General features: G+C 66.7%; 15 protein-coding genes. 9 read left to right on the top strand and 6 right to left on the bottom strand.

Translation table 11 applies throughout. From position 1 onward, the window contains the following. Positions 1 to 11 precede the first annotated feature (11 nt). Entirely contained in the window at positions 12 to 881 is an 870-nt protein-coding gene (efeU, locus tag E3O06_RS12685; RefSeq protein ID WP_134503736.1) for an iron uptake transporter permease EfeU, read from the bottom strand. A gap of 143 nt (positions 882 to 1024) precedes the next feature. Here efeU and E3O06_RS12680 point away from each other — a divergent pair, with 143 nt between their 5' ends. The 6 genes from E3O06_RS12680 to E3O06_RS12655 all read left to right on the top strand — a co-directional run bounded on the left by E3O06_RS12680 (position 1025) and on the right by E3O06_RS12655 (position 9183). Further along, positions 1025 to 1996 (top strand): PIG-L deacetylase family protein, encoded by a 972-nt coding sequence (locus E3O06_RS12680; protein WP_134503735.1) that lies wholly within the window; start codon positions 1025 to 1027, stop codon positions 1994 to 1996. Between the two features lie 60 nt (positions 1997 to 2056). Next, a complete protein-coding gene (gene fdxA, locus E3O06_RS12675; protein ID WP_134503734.1) occupies positions 2057 to 2380 on the top strand; it encodes a ferredoxin in 324 nt (107 codons plus the stop codon). A gap of 9 nt (positions 2381 to 2389) precedes the next feature. After that, complete coding sequence (dapC, locus tag E3O06_RS12670) at positions 2390 to 3499, top strand: succinyldiaminopimelate transaminase (protein ID WP_277612260.1); 1110 nt, start codon at positions 2390 to 2392, stop codon at positions 3497 to 3499. A 217-nt stretch (positions 3500 to 3716) separates the two neighbouring features. Next, the gene (locus E3O06_RS12665; protein ID WP_134503952.1) at positions 3717 to 5003 is read left to right on the top strand and encodes a citrate synthase; all 1287 of its coding nucleotides are present in this window, start codon (positions 3717 to 3719) and stop codon (positions 5001 to 5003) included. Between the two features lie 363 nt (positions 5004 to 5366). Further along, entirely contained in the window at positions 5367 to 6845 is a 1479-nt protein-coding gene (locus E3O06_RS12660) for a nitronate monooxygenase (protein ID WP_241980154.1), read from the top strand. 325 nt (positions 6846 to 7170) lie between these two features. Further along, on the top strand, positions 7171 to 9183 hold the full coding sequence (locus tag E3O06_RS12655; RefSeq protein WP_134503733.1) for a DUF222 domain-containing protein: 2013 nt from the start codon (positions 7171 to 7173) through the stop codon (positions 9181 to 9183). A gap of 321 nt (positions 9184 to 9504) precedes the next feature. Here the strand turns inward: E3O06_RS12655 and E3O06_RS12650 are convergent, their stop codons facing one another. From E3O06_RS12650 to dapD, 4 genes are all read right to left on the bottom strand, one after another. Continuing rightward, complete coding sequence (locus tag E3O06_RS12650; protein WP_134503732.1) at positions 9505 to 10374, bottom strand: hypothetical protein; 870 nt, start codon at positions 10372 to 10374, stop codon at positions 9505 to 9507. Beyond that, the gene (locus E3O06_RS12645; RefSeq protein ID WP_134503731.1) at positions 10350 to 10964 is read right to left on the bottom strand and encodes a hypothetical protein; all 615 of its coding nucleotides are present in this window, start codon (positions 10962 to 10964) and stop codon (positions 10350 to 10352) included. The genes E3O06_RS12650 and E3O06_RS12645 overlap by 25 nt, the downstream gene beginning before the upstream one ends. A gap of 97 nt (positions 10965 to 11061) precedes the next feature. Next, positions 11062 to 13674 (bottom strand): penicillin acylase family protein, encoded by a 2613-nt coding sequence (locus tag E3O06_RS12640; RefSeq protein ID WP_241980148.1) that lies wholly within the window; start codon positions 13672 to 13674, stop codon positions 11062 to 11064. 89 nt (positions 13675 to 13763) lie between these two features. After that, positions 13764 to 14750 (bottom strand): 2,3,4,5-tetrahydropyridine-2,6-dicarboxylate N-succinyltransferase, encoded by a 987-nt coding sequence (gene dapD, locus E3O06_RS12635; RefSeq protein WP_134503729.1) that lies wholly within the window; start codon positions 14748 to 14750, stop codon positions 13764 to 13766. A gap of 17 nt (positions 14751 to 14767) precedes the next feature. On the opposite strand from dapD, the gene dapE reads away from it, so the two are divergent. The 3 genes from dapE to E3O06_RS12620 all read left to right on the top strand — a co-directional run bounded on the left by dapE (position 14768) and on the right by E3O06_RS12620 (position 17391). Further along, a complete protein-coding gene (gene dapE / locus E3O06_RS12630) occupies positions 14768 to 15889 on the top strand; it encodes a succinyl-diaminopimelate desuccinylase (protein WP_134503728.1) in 1122 nt (373 codons plus the stop codon). Between the two features lie 17 nt (positions 15890 to 15906). Further along, positions 15907 to 17121: a hypothetical protein gene (locus E3O06_RS12625; protein ID WP_241980146.1), complete on the top strand. Its 1215-nt coding sequence runs from the start codon at positions 15907 to 15909 to the stop codon at positions 17119 to 17121. Positions 17122 to 17214: 93 nt separating this feature from the next. Continuing rightward, a complete protein-coding gene (locus tag E3O06_RS12620) occupies positions 17215 to 17391 on the top strand; it encodes a DUF3117 domain-containing protein (RefSeq protein WP_092108645.1) in 177 nt (58 codons plus the stop codon). An 84-nt stretch (positions 17392 to 17475) separates the two neighbouring features. On the opposite strand, the gene E3O06_RS12615 is transcribed toward E3O06_RS12620, so the two are convergent. Next, positions 17476 to 18108 carry an O-methyltransferase gene (locus E3O06_RS12615; protein WP_134503727.1) on the bottom strand — a complete coding sequence of 211 codons (633 nt, stop codon included), beginning with the start codon at positions 18106 to 18108 and terminating at the stop codon, positions 17476 to 17478. Between the last annotated feature and the right edge of the window lies 1 nt (position 18109).

Genomic DNA, 18109 nt, shown 5'->3' with positions numbered 1-18109 from the left:
AAACGTGCGAGTTAGTGCGCGGCGAGTGGCGCGGGCGCCGATGCCTGTGGTGCGCGTGTGGCTGGGCGGGCACTCCGGCGACCGTGGCGGCTCTTGCTGATGAAGAGCGTCAGGGTCGGTACGAAGTAGGCCAGCCAGGCGAACATCTCCAGCCAGGTGGTGGCGGGGGAGAAGTTGAGGGTGCCCTTGAGCAGCGTTCCGTACCAGCTGTCCGGCGGCACGGCGGCGCTCACGTTGAAGGCGAGGGCGTGCAGGCCGGGCAGGATGCCGGCTTCCTGCAGGTCGTGCACGCCGTAGGAAAGTACGCCCGCAGCGACGATGATGAGAATCGCGCCGGTGTAGGTGAAGAACTTCGCCAGGTTGATCTTGAGCATGCCGGCATAAATCAGTGCGCCGAGGCCGATCGCGGTCGCGATGCCGAGGGACGCGCCCACCAGCGGCATGGTCGTTGCGCCGGTGGCCTGCACGGCTGCCCAGAGGAACAGGGCGGTTTCGATGCCTTCACGGCCGACCGCGAGGAAGGCGACGAGCACGAGGCCGAGGCCGCTGCCGAATAGGTACTTGTCGATGTTGCCCTGCAGGTGACCCTTGAGGTCGCGGGCGGTGCGCAGCATCCAGAACACCATCCAGGTCACCAGGCCGGTCGCGACGATCGACAGCACGCCGCCGATGGTCTCCTGCGCGGTGAAGGACAGCCCGTAGGTTCCGTACGTGAGCAGGGCGCCGATACCGAGGGCGAGCAGCACGGCCAGGCCAATGCCGAGCCAGATGCGCGGCAGCACGTCACGCCGGTCGATCTTCACGACGTAGGCGATGAGGATCGTCACGATCAGCGCGGCCTCAAGGCCTTCGCGCAGGCCGATCAGGTAGTTTGCGAGCACGGGGGTTCCTCGTCGGTTCGGGCAAAAATTTTGGTAAGGCTAACCTTACCGTTGCTGACTCTAGCCTCAACGCGACGACCGTGTCTAGTTATGATGTGATCTGGGGCAGAAAGATCACCCAGTACGGCAACTGAGCAGAAACGGTGCGTCAGCCCATGGTCATGTCCGGCAGCGGCGAGCGAATCCTGTTCCTCCACGTCCAGCCCGGCGACGAAGCCGCTTTGACCGGCGGCACCATCGCCCGGTTGCGCGCCGATGGGGCGCGCGTCGTTGTGCTCTACGCCGGAAACGTCGACGAAGCGGATGCGGCGGCCGCCTCCGCGGCACTGGCCGACCTCGGTGCGCGCAGCTGGCACCGCTTACCGCCGGGCACTTCGCAGGAAACCACCCGGGCCCTCGCTGCGGCGATCGAGCATTTGGACGCGACCGCGGTCGTCGTCGGCGCCGTGGACGACGGGCTGCGGAGTGCGGCGACGGCGGCCGCACACGAGGCCGGCCTGCCCGTCTTCCTGGCACGCACGGTGCGGCAGGCGCCCGGCCAGCGCCTCGTGGCGATCGATGTCGGCGATCACCTCGCGCAGAAGCTGCACGCGCTTGGCCGTTTCCCCGCGCGCTGGAGCCTGCAGGAGCGCGCCCGCACCCTCGCCGACGGCAGCAGCGACCTGATCACCGACACCGAATCTTTCCTGCGAGCGGATGCTCCGCGCCCGGCCCCCGCGCTGCCGGCTCCCGTGCCCGCTCGCCCCACCCTGGCCAATCGGTCACTGGCCGGTCTCGGGGGACTCCTGCTGGGCATCCTCTTCGGTGTGCTGGGAACCATCGCGCATCAGGCCACCCTGACCCTGTTCGGCGCGGCGTTGCCGATCGGCCTGACGATCGCGTTCGTCGGCATCAGCGCCCTGCTGCTCGGCTTGCGCCTCGTGGTCGGGGACCGGTTCGTGGTGGGCCTGGCTGCCGCCGGGCTGCTCCTGACAATTTTCGTGCTGTCGCTGCGTAGCTCGGGGGGGTCGGTGCTCGTGCCGGCCGGCCTGCCCGGAACCCTCTGGACCGTCGTTCCGGCGCTCATCGCCGCGCTCGTGCTGGCCTGGCCGAAACTGCCGCCGCGCGGCCGCTAAAGGGTCACGACCGAGGGGGCGTAGAATCAGGAGTCCGCTCTCGAAGGGAATCCCCAGCCTGTGACGTATGTGATCGCTCTTCCCTGCGTCGATGTGAAAGATCGTGCCTGCATCGACGAATGCCCGGTGGACTGCATCTATGAGGGCGAACGTTCCCTCTATATCCATCCGGACGAGTGCGTCGACTGCGGCGCCTGCGAACCGGTCTGCCCGGTCGAGGCCATCTACTACGAAGATGACCTGCCCGAGCAGTGGGCCGACTACTACAAGGCCAACGTTGAATTCTTCGACGACCTCGGCTCCCCGGGCGGCGCGGCCAAGGTCGGCGTGATCGCCAAGGACCACCCCGTCATCTCGGCACTGCCGCCACAGGCTGCGCACTAAGCAGATTTCGTGCTGAAGCCGCTTCCGGACTACCCCTGGGACCAGATGGTCCCTTATGCCACGCAGGCTCGGCAGCACCAGGACGGAATCGTCGACCTGTCGATCGGTTCACCGGTCGACGTGACACCCGACGTGGTGCAGCAGGCGCTGCGCGCGGCAACGGATGCCCACGCCTACCCGCAAACCGTTGGTACGCCAGCCCTGCAGCAGGCGATCATCGCCTGGTACGCCCGGCGTCGCGGTGTCAGCGGTCTGCAACCGAAGAACGTGTTGCCCACGATCGGCTCCAAGGAACTCGTCGCGCTCATGCCGTTCATGCTCGGCCTCGGTGAGGGCGACACGATCGTGCACCCCCGGGCAGCGTACCCGACCTATGCGATCGGGGCCGCAATCGCCGGGGCAGCGTCCCTGGCCTGCGACGACCCCGCCGAATGGCCCGAATCGACCAGGCTGATCTGGCTGAACAGCCCGGGAAACCCGGATGGCCGAGTGCTGTCGGTGGACGAATTGCGGGCGGCCGTTGCGCGCGCCCGAGAACTCGACGCCGTCATCGTCAGCGACGAATGTTATGCCGAACTCGGCTGGGATGCCCCGTGGGATGCCGAACCGATCCCCAGCATTCTCGACCCCCGGGTGATCGAGGGAGACCGGCGCAACATCGTAGCGATCTATTCGCTCAGCAAGCAGTCCAACATGGCCGGCTATCGTGCGGCCTTCGCCGCCGGCTGCAGCGGGGTGCTCGGGCGCCTGCTGACCGTGCGCAAGCACGCAGGGCTCATGCTTCCGGCACCGCTGCAGGCGGCGATGATCGCCGCCCTCGAGGACGACGCGCACGTCGCCGTGCAGAAGGAGCGCTACCGGGCTCGCCGTGCCGTGCTGCGGCCAGCGCTCGAGCAGGCTGGTTTTCGCATCGATCGGAGCGAGGCCGGTCTCTACCTTTGGGCGACCGAGGGTCGACCAGCCTGGGCGTCGATCGAACGGCTCGCCGCCCTTGGCATTCTGGCCGGTCCTGGTCCGTTTTACGGCACTGTCTACCCGGAGCACGTTCGGTTTTCGCTCACGGCGACCGACGAGCGCATTGGTGCCGCAGCGGCGCGTCTGCGTTCTGGCCTCGAATAAGGGGTACTGCTTGTGGACTTCCGCCAACGAACCGCCCGAACTCTTAGCTGATGCAACAGTAGGCGGTCTGGCCGATTAGGCTGTAGTCGCGACAGAGTCGACCACAGCGGTTTCACAACTGGCCGTCTCAGTGACGCGTCGCCACATTTCATCCGGCAGTGATACCCGAGGAGGCTCCGTGACCGACGTCGCGCAGCAGACAACATCCGGCGAACCGATGAGCGCTGACCCGACCAAGGTCACCCTCACTTTTCCCGGCGGGAGCGCAGAGTTCCCGATCCTGACCAGCGTGGACGGTGTGTCGAGCATCGACATCTCCACCCTGACCAAGAAGACCGGCCTCACGACGCTGGACTATGGTTTCGTGAACACGGCGGCGACCCGCTCCGCGATCACCTACATCGACGGCGATGCCGGCATCCTGCGATATCGCGGGTATCCGATCGAACAGATCGCCCAGAACTCGAACTTTCTCGAGACGGCCTGGCTGCTCATTTACGGTGAACTGCCCAGCGCGGGCGAACTCGCCAACTTTGACGATCGCATCCGTCACCACACGCTGTTGCACGAAGACATGCGCCGGTTCTTTGATTCCCTGCCGCACAAGGCACACCCGATGAGTGTGCTCGCCTCGGGTGTCTCGGCCCTGTCGACGTTCTACCAGGACTCGCTCGACCCGAAGGACCCGGAGCAGGTCGAGATTTCGACCATTCGTCTGCTCGCCAAGTTGCCGGTCATGGCCGCCTACGCGCACAAGAAGAGCGTCGGCCAGGCATTTCTCTACCCCGACAATTCCCTGAGCTTCGTCGACAACTTTCTCAAGCTCAACTTCGGCAACATGGCCGAGCCGTACGAGGTCAATCCGGTCGTCAGTAAGGCGCTCGAACGCCTGCTCATGCTGCACGAAGACCACGAGCAGAACGCGTCTACCTCGACGGTGCGCCTGGTCGGCTCGACCGAGGCCAACCTGTTCGCGTCGGTGTCGTCCGGCATCAATGCGCTGTTCGGCCCGCTGCACGGCGGTGCCAACGAAGCCGTGCTGTCGATGCTCGGCGAGATCCAGGCCTCCGGTCAGGGCGTCGAAAAGTACGTCGAACGGGTGAAGAACAAAGAGCAGGGCGTGAAGCTCATGGGCTTCGGCCACCGGGTCTACAAGAACTACGACCCGCGTGCCACCCTGGTCAAGGAGAGCGCCCACGAGGTGCTCGCCGCTCTCGGCGTGCAGGACGACCTGCTCGACATCGCGCAGGAACTCGAGCACATCGCGCTCAACGACGACTACTTCAAGGAACGTCGCCTGTACCCCAACGTCGACTTCTACACCGGCGTCATCTACAAGGCGATGGGCTTCCCGACCCGCATGTTCACCGTGCTCTTCGCGATCGGCCGTCTGCCCGGCTGGGTCGCGCACTGGCGTGAGATGAACGAGGATCCGGCCACCAAGATCGGCCGCCCGCAGCAGCTCTACGTGGGATCCCCGGCCCGCGACTACCCGCTCCGCTAACAGCACCTCTGCACGCCCGTCGGGCGGATTGTTCCACGGGAGTGCAGAGGCGGCACCCGGTACGGGTCTGGGCCGTTCCGTCGCTGCCCGCTACGTTGCAGCCCTGCCTCGCGAGCGGATGTCCCGTGCGTCATCCGTCGGCCATCGTGACGCATGTGCCCGACAAGTGCGCCTAAGAACTTCTGGTCGGCGGTCCGTCGCCAACGCCGCGTCACCCCGTTGCGCCCGGGGGACTGACGCGGTCCGTCGCGGGCGCCTTCCGCCACCGCGGCGTCGCGGAACGTATTCGCGAGGCGGAATATGCACCGGAATACGCTGGGTGAGGGCTCCTAGCCGTGGTGTCCGTAACCGAAAGGTTCGCCCATGACTCTGCTCGAGACGACTGCTACCGCGACACTCGCGACGCCCACGCCCACGCTTGTGCGTTACTCGGAGACGCTGCCGACCATCATCCAGGGAGGCATGGGCGTTGGCGTCTCGTCGTGGCAGCTCGCTCGCGCGGTGTCGAAGACCGGGCAGCTCGGCGTCGTCAGTGGTACCGCCCTCGACACGGTCATCGCGCGGCGCCTGCAGGACGGCGACGAGGCCGGACACGTGCGCCGTGCCCTCGCGCACTTTCCGGTGCCGGCCCTCGCCGACCGGGTGCTGCAGAAGTACTTTCGGGCTGGCGGTCGCACCCCGGGGATTCCGTACCTTCCGATCGCCAAGCCCAGCCAGCATCCGCTCGTGAAATCGCTTGAACTGTCTGTCGTCGCGAACTTCGCCGAAGTCTGGCTGGCCAAGGAGGGCCACGACGGGCTCGTCGGAATCAATTTTCTCGAAAAGGTGCAGCTGGCCACACCGAGCGCGGCCTACGGCGCGATGCTGGCCGGCGTCGACTACGTGCTGATGGGCGCGGGAATCCCGGCCGAGATTCCCGCGCTGCTCACCGGACTGGCCCGGCACGAGACCCGCGCGCTCGACCTGCACGTCGAGAACTCCACCACCCGATACTCCGTCGAGTTCAACCCCGAGGCCCTCACCGGCGGGGGACTGCCGCCGTTACGCCGCCCCAAGTTCCTGGCCATCGTCGCCGCTCATGTGCTCGCCGTGTACCTGACCCGGGAGGAGTCGACCCGCCCCGACGGCTTCGTCATCGAAGGCCCACGTGCCGGCGGACACAACGCACCGCCCCGCGGGCGGGGTTCCCTTGACGACGACGGCCAACCGGTCTACGGCCCACGGGATGACGCCGACCTCGCGAAGGTCGCCGCGGTCGGCCTGCCGTTCTGGGTCGCCGGCGGTTACGGCACCCCCGAGCGGGTGCGTGACGCCCAAGGGCTCGGCGCCGCTGGCGTGCAGGTCGGCACCCTGTTCGCCCTCGCTGCGGAGTCCGGCCTCGACGAGGCTCTGCGGGCACAGCTGCTCGGTGAACTTGAGGGCTCCGGGCTGCAGATTCGCACCGACCCACTCGCGTCCTCGACGGGATTCCCCTTCAAGGTCGCGACGCTACCCGGAACCCTGTCCGATGCCGCCCTGTACGAAGAGCGGCCGCGCCTCTGCGACCTCGGATACCTTCGGGTACCCTACGAACGCACGCCCGGCGTGATCGGCTATCGGTGCCCGGCAGAACCGGTCGCGACTTTCGTACGCAAGGGCGGCTCCAGCGAGGAGGCTGCCGGCCGCAAATGCCTGTGCAACGCTCTCTTGGCCAACGTTGGACTCGGCCAGACCCGGCGCGACGGATACCAGGAGGTGCCGCTGGTCACTCTGGGCTCCGATTTGGACGGGGTAATTGCCCTGCGCGACGCCCGCCCGGAGGGTTGGTCAGCCGCCGAAGCCGTAGCGTACCTCGAGGCCTGACCCCGAAAGCCGCTCACGATGGCTCGGGACCAATCTCGGCAGGCTGTCGGGGATAGGTAGGCGCCTCACTGTGGGCAACAGTGTTTCCAATTCTGAACCGTCGGCGCCGAACTGCTGCCTGGCTTGTCCGCCTGCGGTGTGAACACACCGCTATCGGACTGGAGGATTCGATCCGGTCGGCGTGTCTACTAAATCTCACCTCGAGTACGGCCAGAGCATCATCCGAAACATTTCTTTGGGTATTCTTTGGTGGATGTGGTCGGTTTGGTGCTTGTAAGCATGATTTTTCCTCGGGAATGTCGGTGGTCGGGTGTTGGGTTGAATCATGAACAATCTGGCGATGGAGCTCACCCGGGCGGCGGCCACCGTGGCGGTGCTCGGTGGGTCCAGTGCCGAGTTCGGCGGCCTGTCGGATGTGGAGGTGCTCGCGGCGCGGGGTCCGATCGCGGCGCTGTTGCGGCTGAGCAACACGGCGGCGGCGTTGCTGGCGGGCACGATCGCCGAGCGGTCCCGGCCGCAGCTGGGTCAGTCCGGGTTGGCGGCCCGGCACGGGTTTGGCAACCCGACGTTGATGGTGCAGCAGGCGACCGGCCTGAGCCGGATCGAGGCGGGCCGGCTGGTGGCGGTCGGGGTGTTGATGAGCGAGACCGAGACGGCCGAACGCCGCGCGGCCGAGGCCCGGGAGGCGGAGCGACTCGCGCAGGCTGCGGCCGCTTCTGCAGCTGCGGCCGCTGCTGCGGCCGTGGAGGCTGCGGCTCTCGCTGCGGTGCAGGCGCAGCGGCAAGCCGAGTGGGAAGCCGCCCAGTGGGAGGCGCGGGAGGCGGATCGGGCCGAGGCGTGGGCCGAGATCCACCCCGACCTGCCACTGCCGGAGGCCGCGCCCCGCCCGGTCAGGCCGGCCGTCCCGGTCGTCCCACCGGTCGCGGCACCGCCCCCGATCCCGCTGATCGTGCCGACGTCGCTGGTCGAGGTGGTGGTGCCGTGGCAGGCGCCGATCGTGCACGCGGTCTCTGCTGGTACGTTCTCGCCTGGTGTGGGCGATGCCCTGCTGCGGGGCCTGGGCACCCTGGACCAGGCGATCACCGCGGAGAAGCTCGCCGCCGCGCTGAGGGTGCTGCTGGCGGAGGCTCCGGGGATGAACACGGAGGAGGCGTTCAAACGAGCCCGCCGGTTGCGTGACGAACTCGACGCGGCGGGCATTCGCGCGCGGGAGAAGCAGGCCCGTGATGACACCACGTGGTCGTTGTGGCGGCGGGCCGACGGCATGGTGACGCTGCACGCTTTGCTGCCGCCGGAGCAGGGCGAGCTGTGGGTCGCGACCTATGACGCGCTGACGAGCCCGCGGCGCGGTGGGGTGCGGTTCGTTGACCCGGAGCGGGCGGCGTGGGCGCAGAGCGTGAAAGACGATCCGCGCACGCTGGATCAGATCGCCGCGGACTCCTTCACCCAGCTGCTCAAACTCGGCGCCGACGCCGACCCGAACACCCTGTTCGGAGGCCGCCGCCCGGTCGTGCGCGTCATCGTCACCGAACACGACCGCCCCACCACGATCCCCGGCCCGAGCCTGCCGATCCCCAACGCGCCCGCCCCGAGCGTGCCGGTCGCCCCGGCGCGGGTTGCCGCAGCCCCGGTCGCCGCAGGGAATGCCCGGCCCGGTCCGGCCGAGACGTCGACCACCGGAACCCCTGAATTCAGCGGGACCTCCATAATCACCGGAACCCCTGAAATCAACGGAATGACTAAGACGAACGCAACCGCTGAAACGACTGGAGTCACCGCGACCACCGGAACGACCGGAACGACCGGAACGACCGGAACGACGGGAACGACGGGAACGACGGGAACGACGGGAACGACCAAGGGTGCCAGCCCCCGAGGGGCGTTCGGTTACCTGGAGGGCAACCCGGCACCCGTGTCGGCGGAGACGATTGCCCGACACCTGTGCGACACCGGCTACCTCGGCATTCTGTTCAACCAGGCCGGGCAACCCCTGAACGTGGGACGAGACCAACGCCTGTTCAACCGGGAACAACGCCAGGCCCTGGCCGTGCGCGACGGCGGATGCCGCTGGCCCGGCTGCGACCAACCACCATCCTGGACGGAGGCGCATCACATTCAAAACTGGTCTGACCTCGGACTTTCCAATATCGACCACGCGATTCTGCTCTGCGCCCTGCACCATCTGTTGCTCCACAACCGGCACTGGAAAATCCTTCTCCGAGGCGGCCAGTACTGGCTGCAACCGCCGGTTGACATCGACCCCGCGCAGACCATGATCGCCCTGCCCAGCAACAACCCACTCATGCAGGAGCCCCTGCCGCTCGACCCGCCGCAGTAGTGCACTGTGCGGCCGGGTCCGCAAAAAGCGGCGGGTTGGTCGATGGCGGTCTCGGCAAGTCGACCAACGAAATGGGGACGACCAAGGACAGGAGCGCCCGCTCTACGACGCCCGCCATTGGTACGTTTGCTTCCGAGAAGGGAACACATTGCTTTCGAGCGCGGCTGCTTTCGAGACGAGAGCGCGTTTGCTTTCGAGACCAGAACGCTTCGGCTTTCAAGGCGAGCGCGTCTGCTTCCGAAACCAGGGCGACGATTTCTGGACCGGAAGCGCCCGCCGAACAAGCGGCAGCCTCTACCGTTTCGGTTTGCCGTGACCGTTTCAGCAGCCGGGGCCGCGGGGGTTGGCGTTGCAGTCCTCGGCGACGAGCACGGCCGATTCGTTGGCTGCGACGACGGTGAACGGGGTGGACGGTACCGTGACGATTCCTTCGACGGGCCGCCAGCCCTGGTCGCCGAAGCTGTAGTCGGCTCGGTAGTCGACGGTGAGCACGACGGTGAAGGTGCCTTTCTCGGTGTAGACGTGGCTGGTGGGGGTGGTGGCGAATTCGGTGAGGCCGAGGGCTACCCAGCTGGCGCCGCCGGTTGCGGTTGAGGTGGTGGCGCCGTCGTCGTAGGTCCAGTGGTAGCTGATCGGGGTGAACATGACCTGCGCGGGTTGGCCGAGAAGGAGGCCTTCGCCGAGTTGAGCGGATGTTTGCGCCCAGAAATTCGCGGCCAGTCCGACGATCGCCCAGCCGGCCGGTTCCATTCCGGTGGGGGCGGGGTAGGCGGGAAAGTTTTGCAGGTCGGAGATGCGCACGATGGTGTCGGGGGAGCAGACGGTGCAGGGGGCGGCTGGGGTGGGATTTGTGGCGAAGGGGAGGAATGATCCGTTGCCGCAGGGGATTGTTTTGATGCCGGGTTTTGCCGGGTCGCCGTTGGCGCAGACTCGCGGTGGTGCCGTGGTGACCGACCCGCCGCGTCCTCGCCGGGGGTGACTCGAGGCCCCCGTGCCGCTGGAGCCCGAAATGGTGTCCGCTGTCAGGTCGACGCTCGGACCGACCACGATTGCTTGGGTCGGGCACGTCTCCGCACGTACTGATGCCGGAGTGCACAACCCTTCGTCAGCATATGACGGCGGATTGACGGCTACGCTCGACGCGATGGCAAGCAGAACGCCGAAGGTCAGCAGAAGTTTGAACCGGACCATACTCGCGACTCCGAAATTAGCAGTTGTTGGGCATTGCCTTCTGGGGTAACAAATACGACAACCATCGGCCATCGCACTTGTCGATCGGGTGTGGAAACGGATTGTCCTGTGGCATCGACCATGCTGCTGTCGGTTACGTCCAGGCAGACATACGTACGGATCTCCCAGGTTGAATCTGGCGCCGCCCCTGAGGACTGGATGCTCATTGAATCGAACGTGGTCGTGCCCTGCAATGAGCGGCCTCTGTTTACGAGATCTTCCCTGGCGCCGACCACCCCAGCTTGCTCAGATCCGGTCGTGAGTGACAGATAGCTTTTCCAAGAATCGGAACCTGTTGCACCCGCAATGTCCCCCGCCGCGAGATAGTTCGCATAGGCCGCCTCCGCGGCGGCCAGCGCCTCCTCGTTCGAGGCGAAGACCGGGGGAGTCTCGGTCGGCGCGGCGGTTGCCTCAGCGACCGGCGCCGCCGTGTCGCTGGGTGCGGGAACGGGAGCAGCCGAGCATCCGCTCAACGCGCCGACGGCGAGCGATATGAGAACAGCAGTGAGCACAGCACTGTGCACGGGGCGGCGCCGCGGCGGAATTCGCATGGGCACACCATAGACCGGATTACTACAATCCCATTTAATCTGTCCACAGGCTGGTATCCCGGCCGGGATCAGGCTAGGCCCTCACTTTCGAAGCAGCCTACGAGGCCGGATTGAGGGTCAGCATGTTGGCCGCGTTCTGATTGATGGCGGCCGGGGTGAACAGCCACGGGCGGGTCTCCTGGTCGCGCCAGAGCGGCGCCTGGTCGGTGTAGTTCGTGTGAAAAGCGTGACCGGATGCTCCGGTGAGGTTGATCCAGGTGGAGTCGTCGAAGTTCTCCAGGCTGATCACTTGTCGCATCGACGGCACCCAATCCACCTGGTAGCCCTGTGTGGCATCCCAGCCGACCGCGTTGACGACGGCTGAACCTCCGGCGAGCTCGTACGGGCCGCGGTTGAACAGCCACTCCAACGGGGCGATGCCCGATTCGCCGAATGTCGCATTTTTCAGCTCGAGCGTGTGGATGCTGCCCCACTGCCAGTCTGTCGGGTTCGAGCCCATCAGTTCGGCGGCCTCCGCCCCGGCATCCGTCATCACCCGCCGCAGCATGCTGTCCTGGCCGACGGTGCCGTAAGCGGGGTTCGACCACCATGGAGAGTCGGGCTGATCGAGCAGGCTCGTGACCACGGAGAATGCCCGGTCGCCGCCGGTGAGGTGGGCACCTTCATCGATCTTGCCGGTGAACATATCCTGCAGCAGCGTTCGCCAGATCACGTTGAAGTAGGCGGTCGCCGCACTGTCGGCGTCGACTTGGTAGTCCCAGCCGTCGAACAGGTTCTGCGCCTCGGCAGCGTCACCGCTGAGCCGCACCTGTTGCAGGGCGGGAACGAGAGCCGCCGCGATGGCACTGTAATTGTCACCCTGAATCTCACTCATCAACTCCGCGGTCAGCGGGGTCTTCGCCGCGATGAGTTCGTTCAACCGGGCCGTGATCTGATTCGCCCGGTAGCCCAGATCCCAATCGGCGGTCAGCAGATAGGGATAGCCGGGGTCGGCGGCCGCGTTGTTGGCCGTGACGATGTATCCGCTTGGTGGGTTGAACGTGCTCGGCAGGGAGTCGAAGGGAATGTAGCCGGTCCAGCCGTACTGGCTGGTCCAGCCCGGCACCGGCAGGGTACCGTTGCCGCTCGCCCGAATGGGAATGAGCCCGGGTGCCTGGTAGCCGATATTTCCCTCGACGTCAGCATAGGTCAGGTTTTGCGCCGGCACATCGAACAGGGCTGCCGCGGCGCGAAAACTCGCGAAGTCGGTCGCCTGGTTCAGGGCGAAGATAGCGGATGCCGTGCGCCCCGGTGTCAGCGCCGTCCACTGCAACGACAGCTCGTAGGTCGTCGGCGGCGTGCCCGCTACGGCTTCCGGGGCTGGAGGCAGCCCCGCAGCCACCGGATAGTCGCTCGCGATCTGCGGGTAGACGGTGCCCGCGAAGCCGCTCAGGAGCGGACCGTGGTCCGTCGACCGAATCTCGATCTTCACGTCGTCACCGCCGGCGACGGAGATCTTCTCGTCCCGCAGCAACAGCGGTTTGGCGACGCCGTCGAATTCGTAGGTATCGCCAGTGACCTTCTCGACATAGAGGTCGGCGACGTCGGGGCCGAGGTTCGTGAAGCCCCAGGCGATGCGCTCCGTATGGCCGATTATGACGCCCGGCATACCCGAAAAGCTGTACCCGGCAACGTCGAACGGGCACTCGGCGCTGAGCGACTCGCAGCGCAGCCCCACCTGATACCAGACCGAGGGCAGCGCCGGTCCGAGGTGCGGGTCGTTGGCCAGCAGGGGCAGCCCGGTGTCGGTGAGGGCGCCGGAGACTACCCACGAGTTGGAGCCGATCTCCCCACCGGCCGGTCCGAGCAACTCCGGCACCGCGGCGAGATTCCCTCGCAGCTCGGCGAGGGCCTGGCTGTAGGAGCCTGGGTCGACGAGGGCGGCGGGCGCATCCGTTGAATCAACGCTCGGCTCGGCGGCAGGCGCCCCCGCCGACGGCACGGTGACAGCCTGGCTGCCGGTGATGGTGGGGTGCTGGCCGGCCGGAAAGTCCGGGTGCAGCTGGGTCACCTCCGCGGGGGTGAGCGTCGTCGACAGCAGGGCCCGGTCGATCTCATCGTCGAGGTTGGAACGCAGATCCCAGGCCATGGCCTTCAGCCACGCCACGGAATCGGCCGGGGTCCACGGCTCCACCTCGTAGCCGGGGTTCTGCAGGCCCAGCACGGCATATTCGAGCGACAGGTCGGCGCCCCGGTGGGTGTCGAGGTAGGCGTTCACTCCGTCGGCGTAGGCCTGGTAATAGCCGAGGTTCACCGGGTCGAGCAGGGCGACTTCCTGCTCGGCGACGGCTCGCCAGCCGAGTGTGCGCACAAAAGTGTCGGTGCCGACCTGGCTCTCGCCGAACAGCTCCGACAAACGGCCGCTCGTGACGTGGCGGCGAAAATCCATCTCCCAGAACCGGTCCTGGGCATGCACGTAGCCCTCGGCGATAAAGAGGTCGGCCGCGGTCTTCGCCGTGATCTGCGGAATTCCCGCCGGGTCACGGACGACCGTGACCCGGTCGGTCAGTCCCGCGATGTCGACGGTGCCCGCGAGCGTCGGAAATGATCGAGTGACCGTCCACACGCTGAGCCCCGCGGTGACCAGGACCAGACTGACCATGACCCCGAGCGCAATCAGCAATCGCCGAACGCGACGGTGCCCCTTGCTGCGCGGTGCGTCGGTGCCCACATCACTCCCTCGTGAATCGCGCGATCCCCACCAAGCGGATGCCGCTACCGGGATGCTAGCGGAACCCGACGACATCCGCTGCGCAGGTGTTACGCGTGCAGCGCCGCGTTCAGCGTGATGCCGCTGCCGCTCCGGGCGAGCACCTCGACGGCGCCCGAGACGGAATTGCGGCGAAACAGCAGGTTCGGCAGGCCGGAGAGCTCGACCGCCTTCACCGTCGCGAAAGTGCCGTCGGTGAGCCGTGGTTCCCCAACCAGAACGACCTTGGTGCCGGCGGTGACGTAGAGCCCCGCCTCGACGACGCTGTCGTCGCCGATCGCGATACCGACACCGGAGTTGGCGCCGAGCAGGGCGCGCTCACCGATCGAGATGCGCTGCGTGCCGCCCCCGGAGAGAGTGCCCATAATGGATGCCCCGCCACCGATATCGGCACCGTCACCGACCACGACACCCTGCGAGATACGGCCCTCGACCATGGAGGAGCCGAGGGTCCCGGCGTTGAAGTTCACGAACCCCTCGTGCATCACGGTGGTACCGGGGGCGAGGTGGGCACCGAGCCGCACGCGGGAGGCATCCGCTATTCTCACGCCGGCCGGCACGACGTAGTCGAGCAACGGCGGGAACTTGTCGACGCCGCTCGCCTGGATACCGGCGCGTTGCAGGGCCGGGCGCAGGCGGGCGAAGTCAGCCGGAAGCATCGGGCCGGCATTGGTCCAGACCACGGTCGGGAGGTACGCGAAGATGCCGTCGAGGTTGATGCTGTTCGGCAGAACGAGAAGGTGGGAGAGCAGGTGCAGCCGCAGGTAGGCATCCGAGGTGCTGGCCGGTGCTGCGTCAAGGGTGATCTCGACCGTGACCGCTTCGAGGCGCACGGCGCGCCGGTAATCGTCGCCGGCCGCTTCGCTCAACTCCGCGGGAACAATCCAGCGATCGCGCCCGGTCGGCAGCGCGCCGAGTGCCGGGGACGGAAACCAGGTGTCGAGCACGGTGCCGTCGACGGCGATGGTTGCGAGACCGTACCCCCAGGCCTGGGTGGACGAGGCGGGCAGGGCGTTTTCAGAAACAACGGAGAGCATACCTCTAGATTAGTAGGGTGACTTCTTCGACTCCGGCCCCCAGTGCACCTTCGCCACTCACCGTGCTTGACCTCACGGCCACGTCAATCGAACTGACCAGGCAGATTTGCGACATGGAGTCGGTTTCGGGCGATGAGACCGCCCTCGCCGATGCGATCGTCGCCGCACTACAAGGTTTCGACCACCTCGAGATCATTCGCGACGGAGACACTGTCGTCGCCCGCACCAACCTCAATCGTGCCCAGCGGGTCGTCATCGCCGGCCACATCGACACCGTGCCGCTCAATGACAACCTGCCCACCCGCTACGAGACGATCGACGGCACCGAGTACCTTTGGGGCCGCGGCACCGTCGACATGAAGGCGGGGGTGGCCGTGCAGCTCAAGCTCGCCGCCGAGCTGAGCGATCCCGGGGTCGACGTGACGTGGATGTGGTACGACCACGAAGAGGTGTCCGACGACCTCAACGGCCTCGGTCGCCTCGCCCGCAATCGTCCTGACCTGTTCGCGGGTGACTTCGCCATTCTCGGCGAACCTACCAAGAGCCAGATCGAGGGCGGCTGCAACGGCAACCTGCGCGTGGAGATTCGCACGTTCGGCCTGCGCTCGCACTCGGCCCGCAGCTGGGTCGGCGAGAACGCCATCCACAAGGCTGCGCCGATCCTCAATATTCTGGCCGCATACCAGGCCCGCGAGGTTGAGGTTGAAGGTCTCGTCTATCGCGAAGGCCTCAACGCGGTCGGAATGACCGGCGGCGTCGCCGGCAACATCATCCCCGACGAGTGCATGGTGCACGTTAACTACCGCTTTGCCCCGAGCCGTAGCGGCGACGAAGCCGTCGCCCACCTGCGCGAGCTGTTCGCCGGCTATGACCTCACCGTGGTGGACCGGGCCGAGGGCGCCCGCCCGGGCCTCGACCCCCCGCTCGCCCGCGAATTCCTCGCCGCCGTCGGCGGTGTCGCCACGCCCAAGTACGGCTGGACCGACGTCGCCCGCTTCTCCGCCCTCGGTGTTCCGGCCGTCAATTACGGCCCCGGCGACCCGCTCAAGGCGCACGCCGACGACGAACGTGTGGCTGTGGCCGAGATCACGGCGTGCGAGAACGGCCTGCGCGCCTGGCTGAACGCATCCGTTCGCTAATCCCACACCAACAACGGATGCCCCACCCCCGACCGGCGCGCCGGCTGCCGGCCGCCTGGCACGCCCGCTACCGGCTGACCCCGTGGTGGGGCAGGGTATTCGTGGTCTGGGCGCTGTCGCGCCTGGTCACGACGAGTCTCGTGCTCGTGCTGGCGAGCGTGCAGGGCCCGAACGCGTGGACCGGCGCGAGCCCGAAATACTCCGATTTCGCGACCATGTGGGATGGCCGCTGGTACAACATCGTCGCGGCTGTCGGCTACCCGAGTGTGCTGCCGGTCACCGACGGGGGACAGATCGGCGAGAGCGCGTGGGCGTTCATGCCCGGATACCCGGTGCTGGCCAGGCTGCTCATGGAACTGACCAACGTGCCGTGGGCGCCGGTAGCGGTGTTCGTGTCGCTCGCGTTCAGCCTCGGCACCGCCCTGCTGTTCTACCGCCTGATGGCGCGGGTGCAGTCATCGACGACGGCGTTGTTCTCGGTCGTGCTGTTCTGCGTTGCCCCGCTGTCGCCGATTCTGCAGTTCGCCTACGCCGAATCGATGTACCTGTTCTTTCTGACCCTCGCCCTCTACCTGTTGTTGGAGCGCCGCTATTGGCTGCTGTACCCGGTGATCGCGGTGATGGCGCTGACCCGGCCGAGCGGGCTCGCCTTCGCCCTGGCGCTCGGCCTGCACGTGATCCATCGCTTCGTCACGCGTTCCCGCGACCCGTTTGCACCTCGCGAGCTGATGCTGGCGGCATCCGTTGCCGTCTTCAGCGCACTCCTGGGACTGGCCTGGCCGATCACAGCCGGGGTTGTCACCGGCGACCTCATGGCGTACACCGACACCGAGCTGGCCTGGCGGGCACCGTATATCGGCTACGTGGAGCTCGTGCCGTTCACCGCCTGGTTTCAGAGCGGCGTCTGGTGGCTGGGCAGTCCGTGGGGCATCATCGTGGTCATCGCCCTCATCCTGGCCTTCGCCGTGCTGCTGTTCACGCCGGCCGTGCGGCGGCTCGGCGTGGACCTGCGACTGTGGGTGGCCAGCTATGGCCTCTACCTGCTCGCGGTGTTCTTTCCGCAGTCGAGCACGTTCCGGCTCCTCATGCCCATGTTTCCCCTGCTCGGCGCGGCCGCGCTGCCGCGTAGCCGGGTCTATCGGGTGTCGCTCGTTCTGCTGTTCATCGCCGGCCAGTGGGGCTGGCTGCTGATCTGCTGGGGGGTGGACGGCTACGACTGGACGCCACCGTAAGGGGCGGTTCCCGACCCCGAACCTGACTCGAATTTACGTCTCGGGCCGAGATAGTCGATAATGGAAAGACAAAGACGAATGGAAGGGGAGTTCATGGCGGCCATGAAGCCACGGACCGGAGACGGTCCAATGGAGGCTGTAAAAGAGGGGCGCCTGATCATCGTGCGTGTACCGCTCGAAGGTGGGGGTCGGCTCGTTGTCTCAGTCAACGACGCCGAGGCCAAGGAACTCCACGATGCACTCGCCGGGGTTGTCGCCGCGGCGAAATAGCCTCGTGTTCCTGTAGTTTTCACACAACGCTCGAAACACAAAAGAACGGCTGCGGAAGCAGCCGTTCTTTTGTGTCTGCGCGCGCTAGGCGCGCAGCTTGGTGATCTGCAGCAGCCCGTCGCCGACGGGGGAGAGCGCGCTGATCACGGCGCTCGACGCGGCGATCTCGGTCAGCAGCGTGCGGAACCCGGTCGCGACGTCGTCGCGCTGGGCAGGGTCGGCCACCCGGCCGCGCCACAGGGCGTGCGCGACCAGCACGGTTCCACCCGGACGGGCCAGACGCAGCCCGTGTTCGACGTATTCGATGACCGACTGCGGGTCGGCGTCGATGAACACAATGTCGTAAGAATTCTCATTCATCCGCGGAAGCACTTCGCCGGCCTTGCCGGTGATCAGGCGCACCCGGTTGGCCGGAATCTTCGCCTCGGTGAAGTTCGCCTTGGCGTGCTGCAGATGATCGACCTCGGTGTCGATCGAGGTGAGTGTGGCGCCTGGGGCCCCGGTCAGCAGCCAGATGCCCGATACTCCGGCCCCCGTGCCGACCTCAAGGATGCTGCGTGCCCCAGTGGCCGCGGCCAGAACGGCCGATTGCGCCCCGACCGAGGGAGCAATCGCATCGATCCCCAGCTCGAGGGATTGCTGGCGCGCTCGGGCGATGGCTTCGGACTCCACGACACAGTCGTCGGAGAATTTCCAGTTCAATTCAATGTCAGACACA

It is taken from the genome of Cryobacterium glaciale (assembly GCF_004402535.1).
Classification (GTDB): domain Bacteria; phylum Actinomycetota; class Actinomycetes; order Actinomycetales; family Microbacteriaceae; genus Cryobacterium; species Cryobacterium glaciale.
The sequence above is the reverse complement of the archived record's forward strand: the minus strand, read 5'-3'. Positions and strand labels throughout refer to the sequence as shown.